This window comes from Pseudomonas sp. AO-1, assembly GCF_019775695.1.
Classification (GTDB): Bacteria; Pseudomonadota; Gammaproteobacteria; order Pseudomonadales; family Pseudomonadaceae; genus Aquipseudomonas; species Aquipseudomonas parakoreensis.
This window is the reverse complement of record NZ_CP079947.1, coordinates 2,935,973-2,959,069: the sequence shown is the minus strand read 5'-3', so window position 1 is coordinate 2,959,069 and position 23,097 is coordinate 2,935,973. Positions and strand designations below refer to the sequence as shown.

The window sequence follows — 23,097 nt, the reverse complement described above, 5'->3', positions numbered from 1 at the left end:
GCGATCTTGCCGCACATCAGGTGTAGTGTGGGTGCACGCATTGGGGACGCTTCCTTATGTCGATTGCTGGATAATGCCCAACGTCTGTCAGCGAGGCCATTGAGGCGCTTGCCCCACGAGGAACCCAGATGACCACAATCACTGCACGCCAATGCTCGTCCTGGGTGCTACTGACCCTGCTCGCCACCGGTATGGCGCTGACGGCCGGCTGTTCGAGCAAACGCTACGCCACCAACGGCTCGAACTGCTACGCCAAAGCCGTGCCTACTTCCGGCGAAGGTGGTCTGGCCTGGGGCGACACCTTGAGCATGGCGCGCAAGAAGTCGATGAATAACTGCATGCGCTATGCGAGCCGCTCCGGAGGCACGCCGAACACCTGTCAGGTGGTGCAGGCGCAGTGCAAACGCTGAAGACAATTGATGAGTTCTGCTCATGAACCCTAGCAATCAAAACCGTATTGTTGAGCAATGAACAGCTCTATAAGGTGACGGAACACTTGGAAAGAGCTGCCCACCATGAAAAATCCTGCACAAGTGATCGTCGTCATCGGTCCCGGTTCTATTGGCCAGGCCATCGCCCGCCGGGTCAGTGCCGGCAAGCATGTGGTACTGGCTGACCTGAAACAGGAGAACGCCGACGCAGCAGCCAGAGTCCTTTTCGATGCAGGGTTTGAGGTCACCGCGACGGTCGTCGACATCGCCTCTCGTGAATCGGTGCAGGCCCTGGTGCAGACCGCCACCGCCATCGGCGAGATCAGCGGCGTGATCCTTGCCGCTGGCGTTTCCCCTTCGCAGGCGCCAGTCGCGACCATTCTTCGAGTGGATCTGTATGGCACGGCGCTGGTGCTGGAAGAATTCGGTAACGTCATCGCCAATGGCGGCTCGGCGGTGGTAATCGCCTCGCAGTCTGGCCATCGCCTGCCGGCTCTGAGTGTCGAGCAGAACCAGGCACTGGCCACCACGCCAGTGGAAGAACTGTTGGCGTTACCGATGCTACAAGCTGATCAGATCAGCGATCCCTTGCACGCTTACCAGATTTCCAAACGCGGTAACTCGTTGCGGGTCATGGCCGAGGCGGTGCGTTGGGGCAAGCGTGGGGCGCGGGTCAATACCATCAGCCCGGGGATCATTTTCACCCCGCTGGCACGAGACGAACTGAGCGGCCCGCGTGGACCCGGCTATCAGCGCATGATCGACTTGAGCGCCGCCGGACGCGGTGGCACACCAGATGAAGTCGGCGCGGTCGGTGCGTTGCTGATGGGGCCGGAAGGCACGTTTATTACGGGTAGCGATTTCTTGATGGATGGGGGTGTGACGGCGGCGTACTTGTACGGCGATCTGGCGCCGCAGTAATCATTCACTGAGACGACCTGTTCTTTGGCAAGCCCGCCCGCACAGGTTTACGCAACCGTGGAGAGGGGATTCAGCCCCTCGCCACAGGCTCCTCACTACGAAGTGACCGTCTGCTATCAGCGCTTCAACGCCGCCGCATTCGCCCGCGCGGTGTGCAGCTTTTTATAACTGTCGATCAGACGCAAATGCCGATCCAGCCCTTCAAGCTTCATGCTGGTCGGTGTCAGACCGTAAAAACGCACACTGCCGTTGACCGAACCAATCGCCGCGTCCATGCGCTCGTCGCCGAACATGCGACGGAAGTTGGCTTCGTAATCGGCCAGTTCCAGGTCTTCATCGAGTTCCATTTCCAGACACACATTCACCGCCTGATAGAACAAGCCGCGCTCGACGGTGTTGTCGTTGTATTGCAGGAAAGCTTCGACCAGATCCTTGGCCTGCTCGAATTTCTGCAGGGCAAGGTAGATCAACAGGCGCAGTTCCAGAATGGTCAACTTGCCCCACGGCGTGTTGTCGTCGAACTCGATGCCGATCAGCGTGGTGATGTCGGTGTAATCATCCAGCTCGCTGTTTTCCAGGCCTTGGGCGAGGTTGCGCAGACCGACTTTGCTCAAGCTGTGCAGGTTGAGGATGTCGGCGCGGAATTGCAGGGCCTTGTTGGTGTTGTCCCAGATCAGATCGTCGACCGGATAGATTTCCGAGTAATCCGGCACCAGGATCCGGCAAGCGTTGGCGCCGAGATCGTCGTAGACCGCCATGTAGGCTTCTTTGCCCAGGTTTTCGAGAATGCCGAACAGCGTTGCGGCTTCTTCGGCGTTGGAGTTTTCGCCGTGACCGGAGAAGTCCCACTCGACGAATTCGAAGTCAGACTTGGCACTGAAAAAGCGCCACGACACGACACCGCTGGAGTCGATGAAGTGCTCGACGAAGTTGTTCGGTTCGGTCACTGCCTGGCCGGAGAACGTCGGTTGCGGCAAATCGTTCAAGCCTTCGAAGCTGCGGCCTTGCAGCAGCTCGGTCAGGCTGCGCTCCAGCGCCACTTCCAGGCTCGGGTGCGCGCCGAACGAGGCGAACACACCACCGGTGCGCGGGTTCATCAGGGTCACGCACATCACCGGGAATTCACCGCCCAGCGACGCATCCTTCACCAGCACCGGGAAGCCCTGCTCTTCCAGGCCTTTGATCCCGGCGAGAATGCTCGGGTACTTTTCCAGTACTTCCTGCGGCACGTCCGGCAGGGCCATTTCGCCTTCGAGGATTTCGCGTTTGACCGCGCGTTCGAAGATCTCCGACAGGCATTGCACCTGGGCTTCAGCCAACGTGTTGCCGGCGCTCATGCCGTTACTCAGGAACAGGTTTTCGATCAGATTCGACGGGAAGTACACCACCTCACCATCCGACTGGCGCACGAACGGCAGCGAGCAGATGCCACGCTGGGTGTTGCCGGAGTTGGTGTCGTACAGATGCGAGCCTTTGAGTTCGCCGTCGCGGTTGTAAATGTCCAGGCAGTAGTCGTCGAGAATCTCTGCCGGCAGCTCGTCTTTCGGGCCGGGCTTGAACCAACGCTCGTTCGGGTAATGCACGAACTCGGCGGTGGCGATGTCTTCGCCCCAGAATTGATCGTTGTAGAAGAAGTTGCAGTTCAGGCGCTCGATGAACTCGCCCAGTGCCGAGGCCAGTGCGCCCTCTTTGGTCGCGCCCTTGCCGTTGGTGAAGCACATCGGCGAGTGCGCGTCACGGATGTGCAGCGACCAGACGTTAGGCACGATATTGCGCCACGAGGCGATCTCGATCTTCATCCCCAGATCCGCGAGAATCCCGGACATATTGGCGATGGTCTGCTCAAGCGGCAGGTCCTTACCAACGATGTAAGTGCCCGCCTCCGACGTCGAATGCGGCATCAGCAGCGCCTGCGCGTCGGCGTCGAGGTTTTCGACTTCCTCGATCACAAACTCGGGACCGGTCTGCACGACCTTCTTCACCGTGCAGCGATCAATCGAACGCAGAATGCCCAGGCGATCCTTTTCAGAGATGTCCGCCGGCAATTCGACCTGAATCTTGAAGATCTGGTTGTAGCGGTTTTCCGGGTCGACGATGTTGTTCTGCGACAGGCGAATATTGTCGGTCGGGATGTTACGCGTCTCGCAATACAGCTTCACAAAGTAAGCCGCGCACAAGGCCGACGACGCCAGGAAGTAGTCGAACGGCCCCGGTGCCGAGCCATCGCCTTTGTAGCGAATGGGCTGATCGGCAATCACCGTGAAGTCGTCGAACTTGGCTTCAAGTCGAAGGTTGTCGAGAAAGTTGACCTTGATTTCCATGCGGGTTTACCAGAGAGCAAAAACGAATTGGCGGCCATTATCCGGGTTTTCAGCCTGACGTCTTGTGCTTTTGCGTAATCATCGCCGAGTGGGCTGTGCGGCGCCTGTGCGGCTGCGGACGACAAAAATGCCACGAGCAGTGAATTATTTCGTGTCTTCTTGTATCTGACGGAAAGAACCCATGCCACCAAAACAATGGCATCGAATCCGTTCAGCTATGAGTGACCCGCATGAAATCAAGGAAAAACAAGGTCAATCCCATCGGATTGAAAGACATCACCATTGTCGACGACGCCAAGATGCGCAAAGCGATCACCGCCGCCGCGCTGGGCAATGCCATGGAATGGTTCGACTTCGGGGTCTACGGATTTGTCGCCTATGCACTCGGCAAGATCTTCTTCCCCGGGGCTGATCCTGGTGTACAGATGATTGCAGCGCTGGCGACCTTCTCAGTGCCGTTCCTGATTCGTCCGCTGGGCGGGCTGTTCTTCGGTGCGCTGGGCGACAAATACGGGCGGCAGAAAGTGCTGGCCGCGACCATCGTGATCATGTCGCTGAGCACCTTCGCCATCGGCCTGATACCGTCCTATGAGTCGATCGGCATCTGGGCGCCGATCCTGCTGTTGCTGGCGAAAATGGCTCAGGGTTTTTCGGTCGGCGGTGAGTACACCGGCGCCTCGATCTTCGTTGCCGAATACGCGCCCGACCGCAAACGCGGCTTCCTCGGCAGCTGGCTGGACTTCGGTTCGATTGCCGGCTTCGTCCTCGGTGCCGGCGTGGTGGTGCTGATCTCGACGATCATCGGCGAAGAGAAATTCCTCGAATGGGGCTGGCGCCTGCCGTTCTTCCTCGCCCTGCCGCTGGGTATGATCGGCCTCTATCTGCGGCATGCACTGGAAGAAACTCCGGCATTTCAGCAGCACGTCGAAAAACTCGAAGAAGGCGACCGTGAAGGTCTGGCGGGCGGGCCGAAAGTCTCGTTCAAGGAAGTCGCGACCATGCACTGGCGCAGCCTGATGACCTGCATTGGCGTGGTGGCGGTGACTAACGTCACCTATTACATGCTGCTGACCTACATGCCGAGCTATTTGTCGCACAACCTGCACTACAGCGAAAACCGTGGCGTGCTGATCATCATCGCGATCATGGTCGGCATGCTGTTCGTGCAGCCGGCGATTGGTTTTATCAGCGATAAAATTGGCCGCAAACCCTTCATTGTGGTCGGCAGCATCGGCCTGTTCCTGCTGGCGATTCCGGCGTTCATGCTGATCAACAGCGGCAAGATCGGCCTGATCTTTTCCGGTTTGCTGATCCTCGCGGTGTTGCTGAATTTCTTCATCGGCGTCATGGCCTCGACCCTGCCGGCGATGTTCCCCACGCACATCCGCTACAGCGCGCTGGCCGCTGCATTCAACGTCTCGGTGCTGATCGCTGGTCTGACCCCGACCGCCGTGGCCTGGCTGGTGGAAAGTACCAACAACCTGTACATGCCGGCCTACTACCTGATGGTGATTGCCGTGGTTGGCCTGATCACCGGCGTGACCATGAAAGAGACCGCCAACAAACCGCTACGAGGTGCTGCACCGGCGGCGTCTGACCTTGAGGAAGCCAAGGAACTGCTCAAGGAACACCACGACCACATCGAGCAGAAAATCGAAGACATCGACGCCGAAATCGCCGAACTGGAAGCTAAACGCAAGGAGTTGGTGCAGCAGCATCCGCGCATTAACTGAGCCGTTCGCAGCGTGGCCACTCAAAACGGAGTCGAGTGGCCACATAAGGACCGTGCAACTAAATCCGCAGACGACCACTCACTGAATTGACGGAGGTTGCGTCACTTTACGCAACCTCGATATCGAAGGTGCCAGCGTGGACACTTACTCCGATCGTCGCAACAACCTCTCGCTGGACAGCCTGAATTTCTTCCTCGCCGATGTGCGCGACGGACTCGGGCCGTATCTGGCCATTTACCTGTTGGCCGTGCATCACTGGGAACCGGCCAGCATTGGGCTGGTGATGACCCTCGCTGGCGTCGCCGCCCTTGTCACCCAGACACCCGCCGGTGCTCTGGTCGACAACACACGCAGTAAACGAGCGGTCATCGCGATTGCCGCGTTGCTGGTGACCGGCAGTTGCGTGGTATTGCCATTCGTGACGTCCTTCAGTCTGGTGGCGATCACTCAAGCGCTGAGCGCCGCAGCGGCATCGGTGTTCGCACCGGCCATCTCGGCGATCACCCTGGGCATCACCGGCCCGCGCGCGTTCACCCGGCGCACCGGACGCAACGAGACTTTCAACCATGCTGGCAACGCCTGCGCGGCGCTGCTGGCCGGTGGGTTTGCCTACTTGTTCGGGCCGGTGGCGGTGTTCTACCTGATGGCGGTCATGGCGCTGTGCAGCGTGATCGCCGTGAGCTTCGTCGACAGCAACGCCATCAACCATGATCTCGCCCGTGGGCTCGACCCAAGCGACGCCGCCCACGGCAAGACGCCATCGGGATTGACGATGTTGCTGACCAATAAAGCGCTGCTGATGTTCGCCATCTGTTGTGCCCTCTTCCACTTGGCTAACGCGGCGATGCTGCCACTGGTGAGCCAGAAGCTGGCGCAGGTCAACTTGCAAATGGCGACACCACTGACTTCGGCCTGTATCGTCGCCGCGCAACTGGTCATGGTGCCGGTCGCCCTGCTGGTTGGGGTCAAAGCCGATGTGTGGGGACGCAAGCCGCTGCTGCTCGCGGGCTTCCTGATTCTTCCGTTGCGCGGTGTGCTCTACACCTTGTCCGCCGACCCTTACTGGCTAGTGGCGGTACAGATGCTCGACGGCGTCGGCGCAGGGATCTTCGGCGCGCTGTTCCCGGTGGTAGTGAAAGATCTGACCTTGGGCACCGGCCACTTCAACGTCAGCCTGGGTGCCCTATCGACGGTGTTCGGTCTGGGCGCAGCATTAAGTGCCAGCGTTGCGGGAGTTGTATTGCAGGAAGCCGGTTACAACGCGGCATTTCTGACCCTGGCGGTGATTGCCGGGGTGGCGCTGGTACTGTTGTGGATGACGGTGCCGGAAACCTTGCGGCAGGTGGGGAATGATGTGAATGTTCTTGACCGTGAGGCGCCCTTCACTGCTCCGCCGTAACACCCTATATCGTTAAGTGGGAATTGCTGACGAGGGAGGAAGGATTTGGCTGATAACAAGCTTGTGTTCACCGAAAGTGATTTGGCGCAAATGCAGCGCTTCAACCGCAAACTCGCCTGGCTGCCGCGGTTTCGCGTTCGCAATCGGCTGACGCCGCGTTTGATCCAGGCATTGCTGCGCGTCAGTCAGATACTCGGCGCGAACAAACCGGTCAAACACGGCCTTCAAGTGCAAAGCACTGTGGTTCATTCGCACGCTGCTTCAGTGCCTGTCCGAATCATCCGCCCACAAGGAAAGCCCAAGGGTGTGGTACTTGATTACCACGGTGGCGGCTGGGTGATCGGTAATGCACAGATGAACGATGACCTTAACATCGCAATGGTCAAGGCTTGCAACGTGGCAGTGGTGTCAGTTGACTATCGGTTGGCAGTCAATACACCGGTTGAGGCGTTGATGGCGGATTGTCTTTGCGCCGCACGCTGGCTGCTGAGCGACGATTGCACGGAATTCGTTGGTCTGCCGGTGATCGTTGTCGGCGAATCAGCGGGTGCGCACTTGGCAACCGCAACGTTATTGGCACTCAAACCAGCACCCGGTTTGTTGCAGCGCGTCTGCGGCGCTTTGCTGTATTACGGCGTCTACGATCTCGCGGGCACCCCAAGCGTACACGCCGCACCTGCAGAAACGCTGGTGCTCGACGGCCCGGGCATGGTCGAGGCGCTGCGCCTGCTGACTCCAGGATTGAGTGATGATGAACGCCGGCAGGCACCATTGTCTCCGCTTTACGGCGATTTGAGCGGATTGCCACCGGCGTTGATGTTCACCGGCGAACTGGATCCACTGCGCGATGACACGCTGGAACTCGCTGAGCGTTGGCAACAATCGGCACCAGTTGAAGTACATCTACTGCCCTCGTCCGCCCATGGCTTTATTCATTTTCCTACCACCATGGCTAGTCGTGTTCTGGACTACAGCCGGAAGTGGCTTTCGCGTTAGATCGGGGTAATTAAGGGCTAATTGGCGAGCCAAGCACTTTCCTGCGGACAAAACAAAACCCCAACTGCTTTCGCAATTGGGGTTTTGGAATTTAATCTTGACGATGACCTACTCTCACATGGGGAAACCCCACACTACCATCGGCGATGCATCGTTTCACTTCTGAGTTCGGGATGGGATCAGGTGGTTCCAACGCTCTATGGTCGTCAAGAAATTCGGGTACTGACTCGTGACCGGCTGGCCTCGCTTCAGCAAATCGGGTATGTGATACAGGTGCTTTGTGAGCAGCGCGAACTTTCGGTTCATTGCGTCTTCACACACCGCAATCTGGTCTCTTTCGAGCATTCAAATTGCTTGGGTGTTATATGGTCAAGCCTCACGGGCAATTAGTATTGGTTAGCTCAACGCCTCACAGCGCTTACACACCCAACCTATCAACGTCGTAGTCTTCGACGGCCCTTCAGGGAACTCAAGGTTCCAGTGAGATCTCATCTTGAGGCAAGTTTCCCGCTTAGATGCTTTCAGCGGTTATCTTTCCCGAACATAGCTACCCGGCAATGCCACTGGCGTGACAACCGGAACACCAGAGGTTCGTCCACTCCGGTCCTCTCGTACTAGGAGCAGCCCCTCTCAAATCTCAAACGTCCACGGCAGATAGGGACCGAACTGTCTCACGACGTTCTAAACCCAGCTCGCGTACCACTTTAAATGGCGAACAGCCATACCCTTGGGACCGGCTTCAGCCCCAGGATGTGATGAGCCGACATCGAGGTGCCAAACACCGCCGTCGATATGAACTCTTGGGCGGTATCAGCCTGTTATCCCCGGAGTACCTTTTATCCGTTGAGCGATGGCCCTTCCATACAGAACCACCGGATCACTAAGACCTACTTTCGTACCTGCTCGACGTGTCTGTCTCGCAGTCAAGCGCGCTTTTGCCTTTATACTCTACGACCGATTTCCGACCGGTCTGAGCGCACCTTCGTACTCCTCCGTTACTCTTTAGGAGGAGACCGCCCCAGTCAAACTACCCACCATACACTGTCCTCGATCCGGATAACGGACCTGAGTTAGAACCTCAAAGTTGCCAGGGTGGTATTTCAAGGATGGCTCCACGCGAACTGGCGTCCACGCTTCAAAGCCTCCCACCTATCCTACACAAGCAAATTCAAAGTCCAGTGCAAAGCTATAGTAAAGGTTCACGGGGTCTTTCCGTCTAGCCGCGGATACACTGCATCTTCACAGCGATTTCAATTTCACTGAGTCTCGGGTGGAGACAGCGCCGCCATCGTTACGCCATTCGTGCAGGTCGGAACTTACCCGACAAGGAATTTCGCTACCTTAGGACCGTTATAGTTACGGCCGCCGTTTACCGGGGCTTCGATCAAGAGCTTCGCGTTAGCTAACCCCATCAATTAACCTTCCGGCACCGGGCAGGCGTCACACCCTATACGTCCACTTTCGTGTTTGCAGAGTGCTGTGTTTTTAATAAACAGTCGCAGCGGCCTGGTATCTTCGACCGGCATGAGCTTACGGAGCAAGTCCTTCACCCTCACCGGCGCACCTTCTCCCGAAGTTACGGTGCCATTTTGCCTAGTTCCTTCACCCGAGTTCTCTCAAGCGCCTTGGTATTCTCTACCCAACCACCTGTGTCGGTTTGGGGTACGGTTCCTGGTTATCTGAAGCTTAGAAGCTTTTCTTGGAAGCATGGCATCAACCACTTCGTCACCTGAAAGGTAACTCGTCATCAGCTCTCGGCCTTAAGATCCCGGATTTACCTAAGATCTCAGCCTACCACCTTAAACTTGGACAACCAACGCCAAGCTGGCCTAGCCTTCTCCGTCCCTCCATCGCAATAACCAGAAGTACAGGAATATTAACCTGTTTTCCATCGACTACGCTTTTCAGCCTCGCCTTAGGGACCGACTAACCCTGCGTCGATTAACGTTGCGCAGGAAACCTTGGTCTTTCGGCGTGGGTGTTTTTCACACCCATTGTCGTTACTCATGTCAGCATTCGCACTTCTGATACCTCCAGCAAGCTTCTCAACTCACCTTCACAGGCTTACAGAACGCTCCTCTACCGCATCACTTACGTGATACCCGTAGCTTCGGTGTATGGTTTGAGCCCCGTTACATCTTCCGCGCAGGCCGACTCGACTAGTGAGCTATTACGCTTTCTTTAAAGGGTGGCTGCTTCTAAGCCAACCTCCTAGCTGTCTAAGCCTTCCCACATCGTTTCCCACTTAACCATAACTTTGGGACCTTAGCTGACGGTCTGGGTTGTTTCCCTTTTCACGACGGACGTTAGCACCCGCCGTGTGTCTCCCATGCTCGGCACTTGTAGGTATTCGGAGTTTGCATCGGTTTGGTAAGTCGGGATGACCCCCTAGCCGAAACAGTGCTCTACCCCCTACAGTGATACATGAGGCGCTACCTAAATAGCTTTCGAGGAGAACCAGCTATCTCCGAGCTTGATTAGCCTTTCACTCCGATCCACAGGTCATCCGCTAACTTTTCAACGGTAGTCGGTTCGGTCCTCCAGTCAGTGTTACCTAACCTTCAACCTGCCCATGGATAGATCGCCCGGTTTCGGGTCTATTCCCAGCGACTAGACGCCCTATTAAGACTCGCTTTCGCTACGCCTCCCCTATTCGGTTAAGCTCGCCACTGAAAATAAGTCGCTGACCCATTATACAAAAGGTACGCAGTCACAGAACAAAGTCTGCTCCCACTGCTTGTACGCATACGGTTTCAGGATCTATTTCACTCCCCTCTCCGGGGTTCTTTTCGCCTTTCCCTCACGGTACTAGTTCACTATCGGTCAGTCAGTAGTATTTAGCCTTGGAGGATGGTCCCCCCATATTCAGACAAAGTTTCTCGTGCTCCGTCCTACTCGATTTCATGACTAAGAGACTTTCGCGTACAGGGCTATCACCCACTATGGCCGCACTTTCCAGAGCGTTCCGCTAATCTCAAAGCCACTTAAGGGCTAGTCCCCGTTCGCTCGCCACTACTAAGGGAATCTCGGTTGATTTCTTTTCCTCAGGGTACTTAGATGTTTCAGTTCCCCTGGTTCGCTTCTTGCACCTATGTATTCAGTACAAGATAACCATCTTGTGATGGCTGGGTTCCCCCATTCAGACATCTCCGGATCAAAGTCTGTTTGCCGACTCCCCGAAGCTTTTCGCAGGCTACCACGTCTTTCATCGCCTCTGACTGCCAAGGCATCCACCGTATGCGCTTCTTCACTTGACCATATAACCCCAAGCAATCTGGTTATACTGTGAAGACGACATTCGCCGAAAATTCGCAAAACTCTTAAGAGTCACTCACAAATTTTACCTTAGCCTGATCCGTTACCAGTGAAAGTAACGTTCAGTCTATCTTTCTATCACATACCCAAATTTTTAAAGAACGATCTAATCAAAAGACTAGAAATCAGCATTCACCATCACAGCGATGGAATGCTCATTTCTAAGCTTTCAAACTTCAGAAGCAGTGGTGGTGGAGCCAAGCGGGATCGAACCGCTGACCTCCTGCGTGCAAGGCAGGCGCTCTCCCAGCTGAGCTATGGCCCCGTATTTCTACAGGTTCCCACACAAAAATTGGTGGGTCTGGGCAGATTCGAACTGCCGACCTCACCCTTATCAGGGGTGCGCTCTAACCAACTGAGCTACAGACCCAATTTCGGGCTGCTTCTATCGTCTTCTTCAATGAATCAAGCAATTCGTGTGGGAACTTATGGAGCAGCTGACGTCGTCGATTAAGGAGGTGATCCAGCCGCAGGTTCCCCTACGGCTACCTTGTTACGACTTCACCCCAGTCATGAATCACACCGTGGTAACCGTCCTCCCGAAGGTTAGACTAGCTACTTCTGGTGCAACCCACTCCCATGGTGTGACGGGCGGTGTGTACAAGGCCCGGGAACGTATTCACCGCGACATTCTGATTCGCGATTACTAGCGATTCCGACTTCACGCAGTCGAGTTGCAGACTGCGATCCGGACTACGATCGGTTTTGTGGGATTAGCTCCACCTCGCGGCTTGGCAACCCTCTGTACCGACCATTGTAGCACGTGTGTAGCCCAGGCCGTAAGGGCCATGATGACTTGACGTCATCCCCACCTTCCTCCGGTTTGTCACCGGCAGTCTCCTTAGAGTGCCCACCATAACGTGCTGGTAACTAAGGACAAGGGTTGCGCTCGTTACGGGACTTAACCCAACATCTCACGACACGAGCTGACGACAGCCATGCAGCACCTGTCTCAATGCTCCCGAAGGCACCAATCCATCTCTGGAAAGTTCATTGGATGTCAAGGCCTGGTAAGGTTCTTCGCGTTGCTTCGAATTAAACCACATGCTCCACCGCTTGTGCGGGCCCCCGTCAATTCATTTGAGTTTTAACCTTGCGGCCGTACTCCCCAGGCGGTCAACTTAATGCGTTAGCTGCGCCACTAAGAGCTCAAGGCTCCCAACGGCTAGTTGACATCGTTTACGGCGTGGACTACCAGGGTATCTAATCCTGTTTGCTCCCCACGCTTTCGCACCTCAGTGTCAGTATCAGTCCAGGTGGTCGCCTTCGCCACTGGTGTTCCTTCCTATATCTACGCATTTCACCGCTACACAGGAAATTCCACCACCCTCTACCATACTCTAGCTTGCCAGTTTTGGATGCAGTTCCCAGGTTGAGCCCGGGGATTTCACATCCAACTTAACAAACCACCTACGCGCGCTTTACGCCCAGTAATTCCGATTAACGCTTGCACCCTCTGTATTACCGCGGCTGCTGGCACAGAGTTAGCCGGTGCTTATTCTGTCGGTAACGTCAAAATTGCAGAGTATTAATCTACAACCCTTCCTCCCAACTTAAAGTGCTTTACAATCCGAAGACCTTCTTCACACACGCGGCATGGCTGGATCAGGCTTTCGCCCATTGTCCAATATTCCCCACTGCTGCCTCCCGTAGGAGTCTGGACCGTGTCTCAGTTCCAGTGTGACTGATCATCCTCTCAGACCAGTTACGGATCGTCGCCTTGGTGAGCCATTACCTCACCAACTAGCTAATCCGACCTAGGCTCATCTGATAGCGCAAGGCCCGAAGGTCCCCTGCTTTCTCCCGTAGGACGTATGCGGTATTAGCGTTCCTTTCGAAACGTTGTCCCCCACTACCAGGCAGATTCCTAGGCATTACTCACCCGTCCGCCGCTGAATCCAGGAGCAAGCTCCTTTCATCCGCTCGACTTGCATGTGTTAGGCCTGCCGCCAGCGTTCAATCTGAGCCATGATCAAACTCTTCAGTTCAAACATCTTTGGGTTTTTAAGAAACCCTAAACTTGGCTCAGCAATCGTTGGTTACATCTTTGATTTCTCGCGGAGTAACTTGTGATGCTGATAATCTTGTTGACTATCAGTCTGACTCCACAAGCACCCACACGAATTGCTTGATTCAGTTGTTAAAGAGCGGTTGGTTAAGATCTTTCATCTCAACCGAGGCGCGCATTCTACAGCAGCCTCATTTGCTGTCAAGTGATTATTTTCAGAAGTTTTCGAAGAATTCTTCAACAACTTCAACCACTTGCTCTTCCGATCTCTCGTTAGCGGGAGGCGAATTCTACAGCGTTACACGCTGCTGTCAACACCTCTTTTTCACCGCTTTCGACCGAGAAGATCGAACCGTCAAAAGAGCCAAACATCACCGCTCTTTCAACGCCTTCCAGGCCTCGATGAACTGAAGCGACCCACTGTCGAAAACCGCGCAACTCATTGAATTTCAAGGAGTTTTCCGTTTCGACTGCGCCGGAAGTGGGGCGAATTATAGACCTCCAGAATCTGCCGTCAACCGTTAATTTCAGTTTTCTATCAATGCACCGAAAAGCCTGCTTATATATAGACGCAACGTCAGCGGATGCGCAGCATACGGTCCATCACCTGAAACAATTTCCGGTGATGCTTCACAATGACAGCCCAACTGCCTGGATCGCCCCCCATGCCCGATTCCCGAATACACCCCACTCCAGCCCCCTTGCTCAATCCAGGCGAGACCGTGGTGCTATTCGACGGCGTCTGCAAGCTATGCAACGGCTGGGCGCGTTTTCTGATTCGTCATGACAACAAGCAGCGAGTGCGCCTGGCGGCAGTGCAATCGCCAGAAGGTCAGGCGTTGCTGGCATGGGCCGGTCTTCCGGTCGACGAGTTCGACACGATGGCGGTGATCCGCGACGAGCATTACTGGGTGCGCTCCGATGCGTTCTTCGAAGTGATTGCACAACTGCCGGCTCGTTGGTCGCCGGTCAGGCTTCTGCGAGTTTTCCCACAAGCACTTAGAGACTGGACCTACGACCGCGTGGCACTGAATCGCTATCGGATCTTCGGCAAGTACGACACCTGCCTGTTGCCCGACCCCGATCACGAACGTCGCTTTCTCAAGTCGCCAATGTGAATGCTCCGCTACAGCATCAACTGCAGCCACTGCCCCGGCGTCATTTTCGTCACCATCATCAAGACAATCACGAACATCCCGAGAAACCCGCAAACGCCCATCCAGAACCACTGTCGATAAGCAGCCCGGTAATCAGCATCAACCCCTGCCCCACATTGCACCGCGTCCGCCGCCATCCCTTGCAAACGTTTCTGCAGCAACAGCACCGGCAGCCAGAGCGATCCCACTATCAAGAACAGGATCAGCGACATCAGCACCCAGTCCGTGGTCAAGGGCAACCCGGAAAGCCTTATCAGCCAATAACCCGTCGCGATCTGGATGAAGCCCGCCGGCGTGGTGATCCAGGCGTCATAACGCACCACCATTTTCGCCACATGCGCGATCACTTGTGGATTGGCCGTACGGCTGGCGGCAATCAGGTACAGATAGGAACCCATGCCGAAGCCGAAGAGGAAAATCGCAGCGATGACATGCACGTACTTCACGCTCAGATAAAGCATGCTCACCACATCCCGTCAGAGAACATCACAGACAGGCAAAGATTCTGCGGATCGTTGATCGCTGCCATGTATTCGTCGACGCTGATCTCACCGACACAAGGACGGGCACCCGGTTCGGGCAGGTAACCTCGGGCGATCTTCGCGGCCAGAGCGACGGCAGCACAACTAGGGATCTCCGGCCCCTTGTCATTCAGCGCGGTCAGTTGCGCCGTCATCGACAACGGCAGGTCGTTCATTCCGACACCCCGCACATCTATATACATCGCACTTTTGCCATCACCGAAACGCTCAAACCATGTCCCCCAGCGATGCAACCTGGCAGCCCACACCCTGTGGTCACGCACCAGCCCTTTCCTCATCGCCAGTGCAAACAGATAATTGGCCACGCCGCCAAGCTTGAGGCCAGCGCCAGCCTTGAAACTCAACGTGTGCGCACCAAACCGGCTGGCAAAGATGTCCATGTCCGGTACATCAACATTGGCCAGCGCACGAGTGCCCAGGTTCTTCAGCTTGCGCAGGGTCAGGTCTTCCCAGCCCATCACCTCATGCACTTGACCATTGCGCAGTTGGCGGATCGGTTTGCCCGCATACGCCAGCACCCCCTCGATCGTCGACAACCCCGGCATTTTCGCTGACGAGGAAATGCCGTGCTCGATCGAGTCGATGCGTTTGAAGCGATGGCGCTGCTCATCGATGATCGCCGACGACAGCGTCGGCACCGAACTGCAACCACTGAGGATGGCGACACCGGCCTCTCTCGCTCGGGCATCGAGTACGCCGATGCCATTGACGAACGTCCGGCAGTCCGCCAGATCGCAATAGTTGACGCCCGCCTCGATGCAGCTTGCGGCCACCGCATAGGATTGCCCCTGAAACGGACCGCCCGTGTGGATCACCAGTTGAATATTCATTGCACGCAGAGCAGCGGCGAACCCTCCGCCCATCGCATCACCACACCAGCTTTCGCAGCTCGCCCCCAACTCAGCGACCTTGCGCTCCAGCTTCTGCGGATCGCGCCCCGAGATCGCCAGTTCGATGCCCGGCATATCGATCAGATGCCGACAAACGATGCTGCCAAAGTTTCCATACCCGCCAACAACCAACACCCTGAGTGCCATCAACGCTTCCCTGAACAATTCAACAACTGCCCCGCAACCGGACTCGGCGCAGCTTCCCTGATATCACCGGGCCAGGCAAGACAGCGTGGGTAGAGGTAGCGCCGTATCGGCCAGATCGATTCCAGTCACCGGGATAACATGCAGCACTGGCGATGCCATATCAACTTGTACGATGTCTTATCACGGGGTATTACTACGCCTCCTCAACAAAAATAAAACCACGGAGATCGCTACATGGACTCATTCCTGTCCGCCAAGCCTGGAAGCCTTGATCAAGCGAAAGGCAATACCCGCCGCAGTTTCCTGAAAAAGTCGCTCGCTGTTTCCGCCACGCTCGCCACTGTCGGCAGCGCCGCACTGCCCCGCTTCTCCGATGCCGCCGAACCCTTGAGTCAGCGCTACCCTGATCCACTGATTCACATCCTCGACGACAGCTTCCTGGACCTGCGTATTTTCAACGCCAGTGTTGAAAAACTCGCCACCGGCATGCGCTGGGCCGAAGGACCGGTGTGGGTCGGTGATGGCCGCTATCTATTGGTCAGCGACATCCCCAATAATCGCATCATGCGCTGGGACGAAATCACCGACACCTTCACCGTGTACCGCGAACACTCAAATTTCTCCAACGGCATGTGCCGAGATCGCCAAGGGCGTCTGATCGTTTGCGAAGGCTCCACCACCACTCGCGAAGGGCGCCGCATCACGCGCACCGAACACAATGGCACCATCTCCGTGCTGGCCGACAGTTTCGACGGCAAGCCCTTCAACTCGCCCAACGACATCGTCTGCAAAAGTGATGGCTCGATCTGGTTCACCGACCCGCCATTCCAGACCGGCAATAACTACGAAGGCCACAAAGTCACCCCGAGCCAACCCCACGCCGTGTACCGCATCGACGGTGAGAGCCAAAAAGTCACTCGGGTAATCGACGACCTCAACGGCCCCAACGGCCTGTGCTTTTCTCCCGATGAAAAGACCCTGTATGTCGTCGAAGGTCGCGCCAAGCCCAATCGCCTGATTTGGGCGATTGCGGTGAAAGACGACGGCACCCTGGGCGAACGCCGCAAGCACATCGAAGGCTTGGACTATGCCGCGATTGACGGCATCAAATGCGACGAAGCGGGCAACCTGTGGTGTGGCTGGGGCGGCAATGGTGATCCCAAGGCCGACCTGGAAAAACTCGACGGCGTGCGTGTTTTTAATTCGCAGGGCAAGGCCATCGGGCACATTTCGCTGCCAGAGCGCTGCCCGAACCTGTGCTTCGGCGGACGCGAAGGCAATCGACTGTTCATGGCCAGTAGTCACTCGATCTACTCGTTGTTTGTAAATACGCGTGGGACTACGTTTGCGTTGTAAAAACAACGCCGGTCTCGCGACAGTTCCGTGAGTAGCGAAACAAGATCCTGCCGCGCATCCGAGGCTGCGCGGTGACGATCCTTGTCGCTGAATTGTCGTTCGATAGAATGCCGCCCTGTATCGACGACGCCGCCCAAGGGAGACGTCAGAGTGCCTGGCCCTTGGCTATGTAATACGCGTTGACGAACGTTGCCGTGTGCTGCAAAGCCTGACGTATGTCCGGTTTGACTATTCCATGCCTGTTGGCAAACCGCTCGACCGCCGCGGTGTTGAAACGAGTGGTCTGGATAAAGTCCAAGGCTTCGGGTTTTGTATTCAAAAACCACGCGACCGGAGGAATACTCAATAGCCACTTCAGCAGTCGAAGTGAAATGTGATGTTTGGGAGACTTCAAGCCCAAAGGTTTAGCCACCTGTGCCAGGAGTTCTCGCAAGTTTGGCGTTTGATCATCAAGCGCCAGCAGTTCCTGGCCCACCATGGCAGGATCAAAAGCACAAACAGCCACCAGTTCGACCAGATAATCCACGGTGACCAGTGGCAGCCAGTGCTCGGCGGTGCCGGGCACTGCAGTCAGCTTGCCCTGCACCAGGTTGCGTATCAGCGCCACCAAAGGCTGGCCGTCAAGGATATGCCCGGTGCGGCTGTGGCCACAGACCGTCGCAGGGTGGACAACGGTCATCTCCCCGCCCTTGGCGGACATCACCTCCAGGCTCGCAAAATGCGCCTCCAGCTTGCTTGCCTCGTAACCACCGACACGTCGGTAGACGGCGGGCCAGTTCGTCAACTCCGGCTGACGAGGATCAATGCCGATGCGTTGCAGATGTTCATGATTGTTCAGCATGTAGCCGCCGATCATCACTAAACGGCTTTTTTGCTCAGCCGCCAACAGCGCCACACGCTTTGCCCCCTCCACATTCACCGCACGAGACTGCTCCACCGAAAGCCCCCATGCAAAGTGGGCGCCCAAATGGAATATGACGTTGGCGCGCCTCAGCACGTCCTGATCAGCCAGACTCAGCCCGAGATTGTCCTGCTCCAGATCCCCGGCCACGGCAAATACTCGGGTTGCGCACCCGCCCAAATTATCAACTTGCTCGCGCAACGCAGCCAGCCGCTCCGGGCGACGCATCAACACCCGAAGGGTGTGACCTTTTGCACTCAGGTTCGCCAGCAAATGTTGACCGATGAAGCCGGTTCCCCCCGTGACAAAGCACTCCACGCTCATTTCCCTGTTCCTTGTTGAAGGTGAGAAATCCAGCGTAAAGTATCGACCCAACTCTACAGTCAAGCGGTGTTTTCATGAAAATCGGCGAACTCGAGGCTCGCAGCGGCGCCAGCCGTCATACCTTGCGTTACTACGAGCAAATCGGCCTGATCTCACCGCTGCGGCAAACCAACAACTATCGTGTCTACACCGAGCAAACCCTGCAGGATCTGGATTTTATCCAGCGCGCGCAAAGCATGGGATTTTCCCTGGGAGAAATAGGCGAGATTCTGGATGCGCAGCGCAACAAGCTGATCGATTGTGCTGACGGCGCGAAGCTGATTGAAAAGAAGATGGCCGAAATCAAACAGAAAATTGCCAACCTCCAAAGCATTCATCGGTATCTGGATGTAGAGCGTGCGACCCTTGAAGCGAGTGCTGCCAGGCAACTTGAGCTTCAACAGTTGAGCGACGCTGCCAATCATTGAACCTACGGCAAATGCCGTGGGGAGGCTCCTGCCCAAAGTGTGCTGTCGCGGTTATTTTCGACAGCAAATCGACTACCCTTCGCCACCGAGGTCTCACCTTTGAATGACTACACAGGGAATAACCATGTCGATCCATGCAATGACCCTTCCTCGTTTCGCTCAGATGTTGCGCTCGCTGGCGGCCATCCTGTCCAAGAGCGAGGCTTACGCCCTTGAGCGCGGCTACGACGCGCAAGTTCTGCTCGACGCACGTCTGGCCCCGGACATGCACAACCTCGCGATGCAGGTTCAATACACCTGCACCCAGGCACAGGACGCCGTGCAGCGGCTAACACAACAACCGCTGACCAAGCTCACACCGCCCGAAAACATGGCGGCGGCCAAGGCATTGATCGACAGCACACTGGAGATGCTGGCGGCGGCAGATCCGGCGCAGATTGACGCCAGCGCGGACAAGAAAATCGCCCTCGAACTGCAAAACGGCATCGCCTTCGACATGACCGGCCGCGAATACGCCGTGGACTGGGCGATGCCGCAGTTCTACTTTCACCTGATCACCGCGTACAACATCCTGCGCCACAACGGTGTGCCGCTGGGCAAGGCGGATTATGTGCAACACATGTTTGCGTATCTAAGGAAGTAATTGCAGCGCGAGCTTCGGGTCAGTCAGGGTTGACCCGCAGTTCCTGCAAAAGAGCCTAAATCAGCTTTTCGACCAAAACCGTGTCCGCCTCGATAGACATATCGCCAAAATCGCCCTCGATAGTTAGAACGTTTTCAACAAAGCTGATCCCTTCCAGCTCTCCGAGGACGCGAGAATTTTGAATGTGCAGAGCACCGAGACTGATGGGCAACTCTGCGCCATCGATATTCCACGCCGTCAGTTTGCATCGGCAGCCGTCCTTCAGGCTGACGACCATTTCGAAACAGCGATGTGCCTGATCCAACGTGAACGATAAAACGTCGCTAATTTCGAGCGCTTGTACATCCATACTGAGTTTCTTATGTTTAAAAGCGCATTCTAACGATCTGCGAGGCCCCGGCCATGACTCAGATAAATAAACCCGAAGACGCTCCAGGCGCATTCCAGGCAGCCTGGAACGCTCACGACATGGCGGCACTCGGAGCTCTGTTCGATCCGCAAGCGACGTTCGTCAATCGTTTCGGCCACTTCGTTCGGGGCGTCGAGCAGATCGTTGCGCTGCACGCGCCCATTCACCAGACGATCTATTGTGACTCCACTCTTGAGAATGAACTGATCGATATCGATCCTGTTGCTGACGGGGTGGCGATCATTCATTTCTGGAGTCGTTTGTCGGCCGGTGCTGCACATCCGGCCGGGGCGCATGTGGTGGATACGCTGATTCTCGCGGTGCTGATCAGGCAGAACGAGGCTTGGCGCATCAGAGCGCTGGAGAATGTGACCCTGACCAACCCGCGCACAGGTGAAGCCACCCTGCGTGATTAGCGGTAATCCGTTTCGGCGTACCGCAAAAGGTTTTTCGCTGCATGCTGCATCCGTTTCACCCCCTGCTCCGTATATTCAACACCCTCATTCGAAGGGTCGAAGAATCAAGGAGACGCACCATGCACATGCTCATCAAACGCCTTGCTGTCGCTTGCTTCACCCTGCTCTGCCTCGGCGCCGGGTCCAGCTTTGCCGCCGATACCGTGATGGTTGGCGGCGCGGCCATGTATCCGACGAAGACCATCGTCGAAAACGCAGTCAACTCCAAGGATCACACGACCCTGGTCGCTGCGGTCAAGGCCGCCGGGCTGGTGGATACGCTCAACAGCAAGGGCCCGTTCACGGTCTTCGCTCCTACCAACGAAGCCTTCGCAAAACTGCCCGCCGGCACGGTCGATACCTTGGTCAAGCCTGAACACAAGGTGGACCTGACGAAGATCCTGACTTACCACGTCGTGGCCGGCACTCACACTGCCAAACAGCTGATGGACGACGCCAAAATGCACGGCGGCAAAGTGATGCTGAAAACCGTCCAGGGCGAATCGCTGACCGTGATGCTGCACGACGGCAAGCTGTGGGTGCAGGACGCCAAAGGCGGCAAGGCGGCCATTACCATCGCGGATGTCATGCAATCCAATGGTGTGATTCATGTGGTCGATACGGTGCTGATGCCGAACTGACCGGTTGACGTGGGCGGGCTCTCGTCAGAGCGTCCGCCAACGTCACGATTGAAATGCCTTGCGACTCACGCCGAACGCTTTTCCACCCAGCGTCGATATTGCCGAGTGCGAAACGCCATGCCGATCTGCTGCAGTATCAGCGCGCGCAACGGTGACACCCCCGGATCAGGCTTTTTCGCCCGACTGAGTTTACCCAGCTGAAACTTCACCACCGCCATGTTCGCCAGGGCGGCGACGGCCTTGTTTTTCCAAGTGATCGGCGGCAATTGCGGGGCGTTGTCCTTGCCCTGCTGCCAGTCGCGCGGCAGGTACGGATCGATGGCCAACGCGGTGCCGATGCCGACCATGTCCACACCACTCTGCACGACGCTTTCGGCCACCGGGCGACGACGAATGCCCCCCGTGACCATCACCGGCATTTTCGCAACGGTCTGGATGTCCCGGGCAAACTCGACGAAATAGGCCTCACGAGCCAACGTGCGACCATCGCGCGCCTCACCCTGCATGGCCGGGACTTCGTAGCTACCACCGGACAGTTCCACCAGATCCACGCCCAGATCGTTGAGCAACTCAACCACCTTTTTCGCGTCGTCAGCGGTGAATCCGCCGCGCTGGAAATCGGCAGAATTGAGTTTGACCGCTACGGCAAACTCTGCAGAAACCACTGCCCTGACTGCCTTGACAATCTCGACCAATAACCGCGCACGGTTCTGCAGAGAGCCGCCCCACTCGTCCGTCCTTTGATTGGTCAGTGGCGAGAGAAACTGGCTCAACAGATAGCCATGAGCGGCATGGATTTCCACCCCAGTGAAGCCGGCCTGTTCACCGAGGCGTGCGGTGTGCGCAAAGCGCTGGATGACGTCCTCAATCACACTGGCGGTCATGGCGTGGGGCGTGGCGAAACGCTTGGACAGTTTGCCCAGGTCCAGCGGCACCGCTGACGGCGCCCAGGTTTTCTGCCCGAGGTTGGACTGCATCTGGCGCCCCGGATGATTGATCTGCAACCAGAACTGCGCACCGGCAGAACGGCCGATCCTCGCCCAGCGCTTGAACTTGTCGAGTTGCTGATCATCTTGCAGCACCACGCCGCCCGGCCCGGTCATCGCGCGGCCGTCGACCATCACGTTGCCGGTGATGATCAGCCCGGCACCGCCATCGGCCCACGCCTGATACAGACGCATCAATTCTGCAGAGGGTGCCTGGTCGGCGTCCGCCATGTTTTCTTCCATGGCGGCTTTGGCGATACGGTTCTTGATGGTCGAACCGTTGGGTAAGGTCAGGGGGTCGAACACATTCATGGAGCAGTCCTCAACTGGAGATGAGGCCACCATAAGATTGAAGTCAACTTTAAGGTCAATGACTTTTTTCAAGGTGATTTCGCTGAATCATGCGCAGGCTCCATAGAACCTGATAGCAGCGTTATTGCCTTGCTCAATCAGCTTCAGACGCTAGCGTTAACGTCAGGTCGAGGGTCAAGCAAAAGTCCGATGCCATCAGCAAAAATTATTCGCAGCAGCGGGGTTGACCTTAAAGCGAGGTTTAAGGTGAGCCCGTCAGGCTCTGGATGCCTGGCGGGCGTTGGCTTTTCTTGCCGCAGCTGCTGGCTGCTTGTCGGGCGCAGAAGCCACGCCGTCTTCGCGCAGCCGATGGATCAGCATCTGCGCATTGTCAGCACACGCCATCCCCGCAGGCTTATCCTCGATCCCCTTGATGGCCCGCAGCAACTGCTCCTTGTTCTGCGCCAGTCGCTGCTGCAGGACTTCGATTTCATCGACTTTTCGCTTCAAGCCACTGAGCAATTGGTCGTGCTGGCAACCGCTGGCATTCATCGGCATCAACTGACGGATTTCCTCCAGGGAGAAACCCGCCGCCTGCGCGCCGGTGATGATCTGCAATACCCACTGAGTGTCAGGTGCGTAATCGCGATAGCCATTGGCTTTGCGCGCGACCGAAGTGATCAACCCGCTCGCCTCGTAAAAACGAATACGCGAAGGCGCCAGTCCGCTGATTTTCGCCAGTTCACCGATTCTCATGTCCGACT

The 23,097-nt window shown here is 56.5% G+C and carries 19 protein-coding genes, 2 tRNA genes and 3 rRNA genes; 11 read left to right on the top strand and 13 right to left on the bottom strand.

Annotated elements, in window-relative coordinates:
* The first annotated feature begins 128 nt into the window (after positions 1–128).
* Together KVQ82_RS13615 and KVQ82_RS13610 are read left to right on the top strand one after the other, a co-directional pair.
* Entirely contained in the window at positions 129–410 is a 282-nt protein-coding gene (locus tag KVQ82_RS13615; protein WP_121185852.1) for a hypothetical protein, read from the top strand.
* Between the two features lie 105 nt (positions 411–515).
* Positions 516–1,352: an SDR family oxidoreductase gene (locus KVQ82_RS13610; protein ID WP_222019145.1), complete on the top strand. Its 837-nt coding sequence runs from the start codon at positions 516–518 to the stop codon at positions 1,350–1,352.
* A gap of 116 nt (positions 1,353–1,468) precedes the next feature.
* Here KVQ82_RS13610 and KVQ82_RS13605 read toward each other — a convergent pair whose 3' ends face one another.
* On the bottom strand, positions 1,469–3,673 hold the full coding sequence (locus KVQ82_RS13605) for an OsmC domain/YcaO domain-containing protein (RefSeq protein ID WP_222019144.1): 2,205 nt from the start codon (positions 3,671–3,673) through the stop codon (positions 1,469–1,471).
* Between the two features lie 230 nt (positions 3,674–3,903).
* On the opposite strand from KVQ82_RS13605, the gene proP reads away from it, so the two are divergent.
* From proP to KVQ82_RS13590, 3 genes are all read left to right on the top strand, one after another.
* Positions 3,904–5,406 carry a glycine betaine/L-proline transporter ProP gene (proP, locus tag KVQ82_RS13600; protein WP_222019143.1) on the top strand — a complete coding sequence of 501 codons (1,503 nt, stop codon included), beginning with the start codon at positions 3,904–3,906 and terminating at the stop codon, positions 5,404–5,406.
* Between the two features lie 136 nt (positions 5,407–5,542).
* A complete protein-coding gene (locus KVQ82_RS13595) occupies positions 5,543–6,805 on the top strand; it encodes an MFS transporter (protein ID WP_222019142.1) in 1,263 nt (420 codons plus the stop codon).
* A gap of 90 nt (positions 6,806–6,895) precedes the next feature.
* Positions 6,896–7,801, top strand: coding sequence for an alpha/beta hydrolase (locus KVQ82_RS13590; RefSeq protein WP_222019388.1), 906 nt, complete (start codon positions 6,896–6,898; stop codon positions 7,799–7,801).
* 95 nt (positions 7,802–7,896) lie between these two features.
* Here KVQ82_RS13590 and rrf read toward each other — a convergent pair.
* From rrf to KVQ82_RS13560, 6 genes are all read right to left on the bottom strand, one after another.
* Positions 7,897–8,012: ribosomal RNA gene (gene rrf / locus KVQ82_RS13585) — 5S ribosomal RNA — on the bottom strand.
* Between the two features lie 154 nt (positions 8,013–8,166).
* Positions 8,167–11,058 (bottom strand): 23S ribosomal RNA (locus KVQ82_RS13580).
* Positions 11,059–11,305: 247 nt separating this feature from the next.
* Positions 11,306–11,381, bottom strand: a tRNA-Ala gene (locus KVQ82_RS13575).
* A 28-nt stretch (positions 11,382–11,409) separates the two neighbouring features.
* Positions 11,410–11,486 (bottom strand) — tRNA-Ile (locus KVQ82_RS13570).
* A gap of 81 nt (positions 11,487–11,567) precedes the next feature.
* A 16S ribosomal RNA gene (locus KVQ82_RS13565) occupies positions 11,568–13,104 on the bottom strand.
* Together the 16S, 23S and 5S rRNA genes with 2 tRNA genes alongside form the textbook arrangement of a ribosomal RNA operon.
* Positions 13,105–13,397: 293 nt before the next feature.
* Positions 13,398–13,577, bottom strand: a complete 180-nt coding sequence (locus KVQ82_RS13560; protein WP_222019141.1) for a hypothetical protein — start codon at positions 13,575–13,577, stop codon at positions 13,398–13,400.
* 212 nt (positions 13,578–13,789) lie between these two features.
* On the opposite strand from KVQ82_RS13560, the gene KVQ82_RS13555 reads away from it, so the two are divergent.
* Complete coding sequence (locus KVQ82_RS13555; protein ID WP_222019140.1) at positions 13,790–14,242, top strand: thiol-disulfide oxidoreductase DCC family protein; 453 nt, start codon at positions 13,790–13,792, stop codon at positions 14,240–14,242.
* 8 nt (positions 14,243–14,250) lie between these two features.
* Here KVQ82_RS13555 and KVQ82_RS13550 read toward each other — a convergent pair whose 3' ends face one another.
* Both KVQ82_RS13550 and KVQ82_RS13545 read right to left on the bottom strand, forming a co-directional pair.
* Positions 14,251–14,742 (bottom strand): DUF2269 domain-containing protein, encoded by a 492-nt coding sequence (locus KVQ82_RS13550; protein ID WP_041074704.1) that lies wholly within the window; start codon positions 14,740–14,742, stop codon positions 14,251–14,253.
* 2 nt (positions 14,743–14,744) lie between these two features.
* The gene (locus KVQ82_RS13545) at positions 14,745–15,860 is read right to left on the bottom strand and encodes a saccharopine dehydrogenase family protein (protein WP_222019139.1); all 1,116 of its coding nucleotides are present in this window, start codon (positions 15,858–15,860) and stop codon (positions 14,745–14,747) included.
* Positions 15,861–16,094: 234 nt separating this feature from the next.
* Here KVQ82_RS13545 and KVQ82_RS13540 point away from each other — a divergent pair, with 234 nt between their 5' ends.
* Positions 16,095–17,216, top strand: a complete 1,122-nt coding sequence (locus KVQ82_RS13540) for an SMP-30/gluconolactonase/LRE family protein (protein WP_222019138.1) — start codon at positions 16,095–16,097, stop codon at positions 17,214–17,216.
* 145 nt (positions 17,217–17,361) lie between these two features.
* Here KVQ82_RS13540 and KVQ82_RS13535 read toward each other — a convergent pair whose 3' ends face one another.
* The gene (locus KVQ82_RS13535) at positions 17,362–18,441 is read right to left on the bottom strand and encodes an SDR family oxidoreductase (RefSeq protein ID WP_222019137.1); all 1,080 of its coding nucleotides are present in this window, start codon (positions 18,439–18,441) and stop codon (positions 17,362–17,364) included.
* A gap of 74 nt (positions 18,442–18,515) precedes the next feature.
* Here KVQ82_RS13535 and KVQ82_RS13530 point away from each other — a divergent pair, with 74 nt between their 5' ends.
* Positions 18,516–18,908, top strand: coding sequence for a MerR family transcriptional regulator (locus KVQ82_RS13530; RefSeq protein WP_041074696.1), 393 nt, complete (start codon positions 18,516–18,518; stop codon positions 18,906–18,908).
* A 124-nt stretch (positions 18,909–19,032) separates the two neighbouring features.
* A complete protein-coding gene (locus tag KVQ82_RS13525) occupies positions 19,033–19,551 on the top strand; it encodes a DUF1993 family protein (protein ID WP_108182890.1) in 519 nt (172 codons plus the stop codon).
* Between the two features lie 55 nt (positions 19,552–19,606).
* Here the strand turns inward: KVQ82_RS13525 and KVQ82_RS13520 are convergent, their stop codons facing one another.
* Positions 19,607–19,900: a hypothetical protein gene (locus tag KVQ82_RS13520; protein WP_222019136.1), complete on the bottom strand. Its 294-nt coding sequence runs from the start codon at positions 19,898–19,900 to the stop codon at positions 19,607–19,609.
* Positions 19,901–19,953: 53 nt separating this feature from the next.
* Here KVQ82_RS13520 and KVQ82_RS13515 point away from each other — a divergent pair, with 53 nt between their 5' ends.
* Together KVQ82_RS13515 and KVQ82_RS13510 are read left to right on the top strand one after the other, a co-directional pair.
* Entirely contained in the window at positions 19,954–20,376 is a 423-nt protein-coding gene (locus KVQ82_RS13515) for an SgcJ/EcaC family oxidoreductase (RefSeq protein ID WP_108182892.1), read from the top strand.
* A gap of 119 nt (positions 20,377–20,495) precedes the next feature.
* A complete protein-coding gene (locus KVQ82_RS13510) occupies positions 20,496–21,056 on the top strand; it encodes a fasciclin domain-containing protein (RefSeq protein WP_041074686.1) in 561 nt (186 codons plus the stop codon).
* Positions 21,057–21,121: 65 nt separating this feature from the next.
* Here KVQ82_RS13510 and KVQ82_RS13505 read toward each other — a convergent pair whose 3' ends face one another.
* Positions 21,122–22,354 (bottom strand): NADH:flavin oxidoreductase/NADH oxidase family protein, encoded by a 1,233-nt coding sequence (locus KVQ82_RS13505; RefSeq protein WP_198759951.1) that lies wholly within the window; start codon positions 22,352–22,354, stop codon positions 21,122–21,124.
* 255 nt (positions 22,355–22,609) lie between these two features.
* A complete protein-coding gene (locus KVQ82_RS13500) occupies positions 22,610–23,089 on the bottom strand; it encodes a MerR family transcriptional regulator (RefSeq protein ID WP_222019135.1) in 480 nt (159 codons plus the stop codon).
* Between the last annotated feature and the right edge of the window lie 8 nt (positions 23,090–23,097).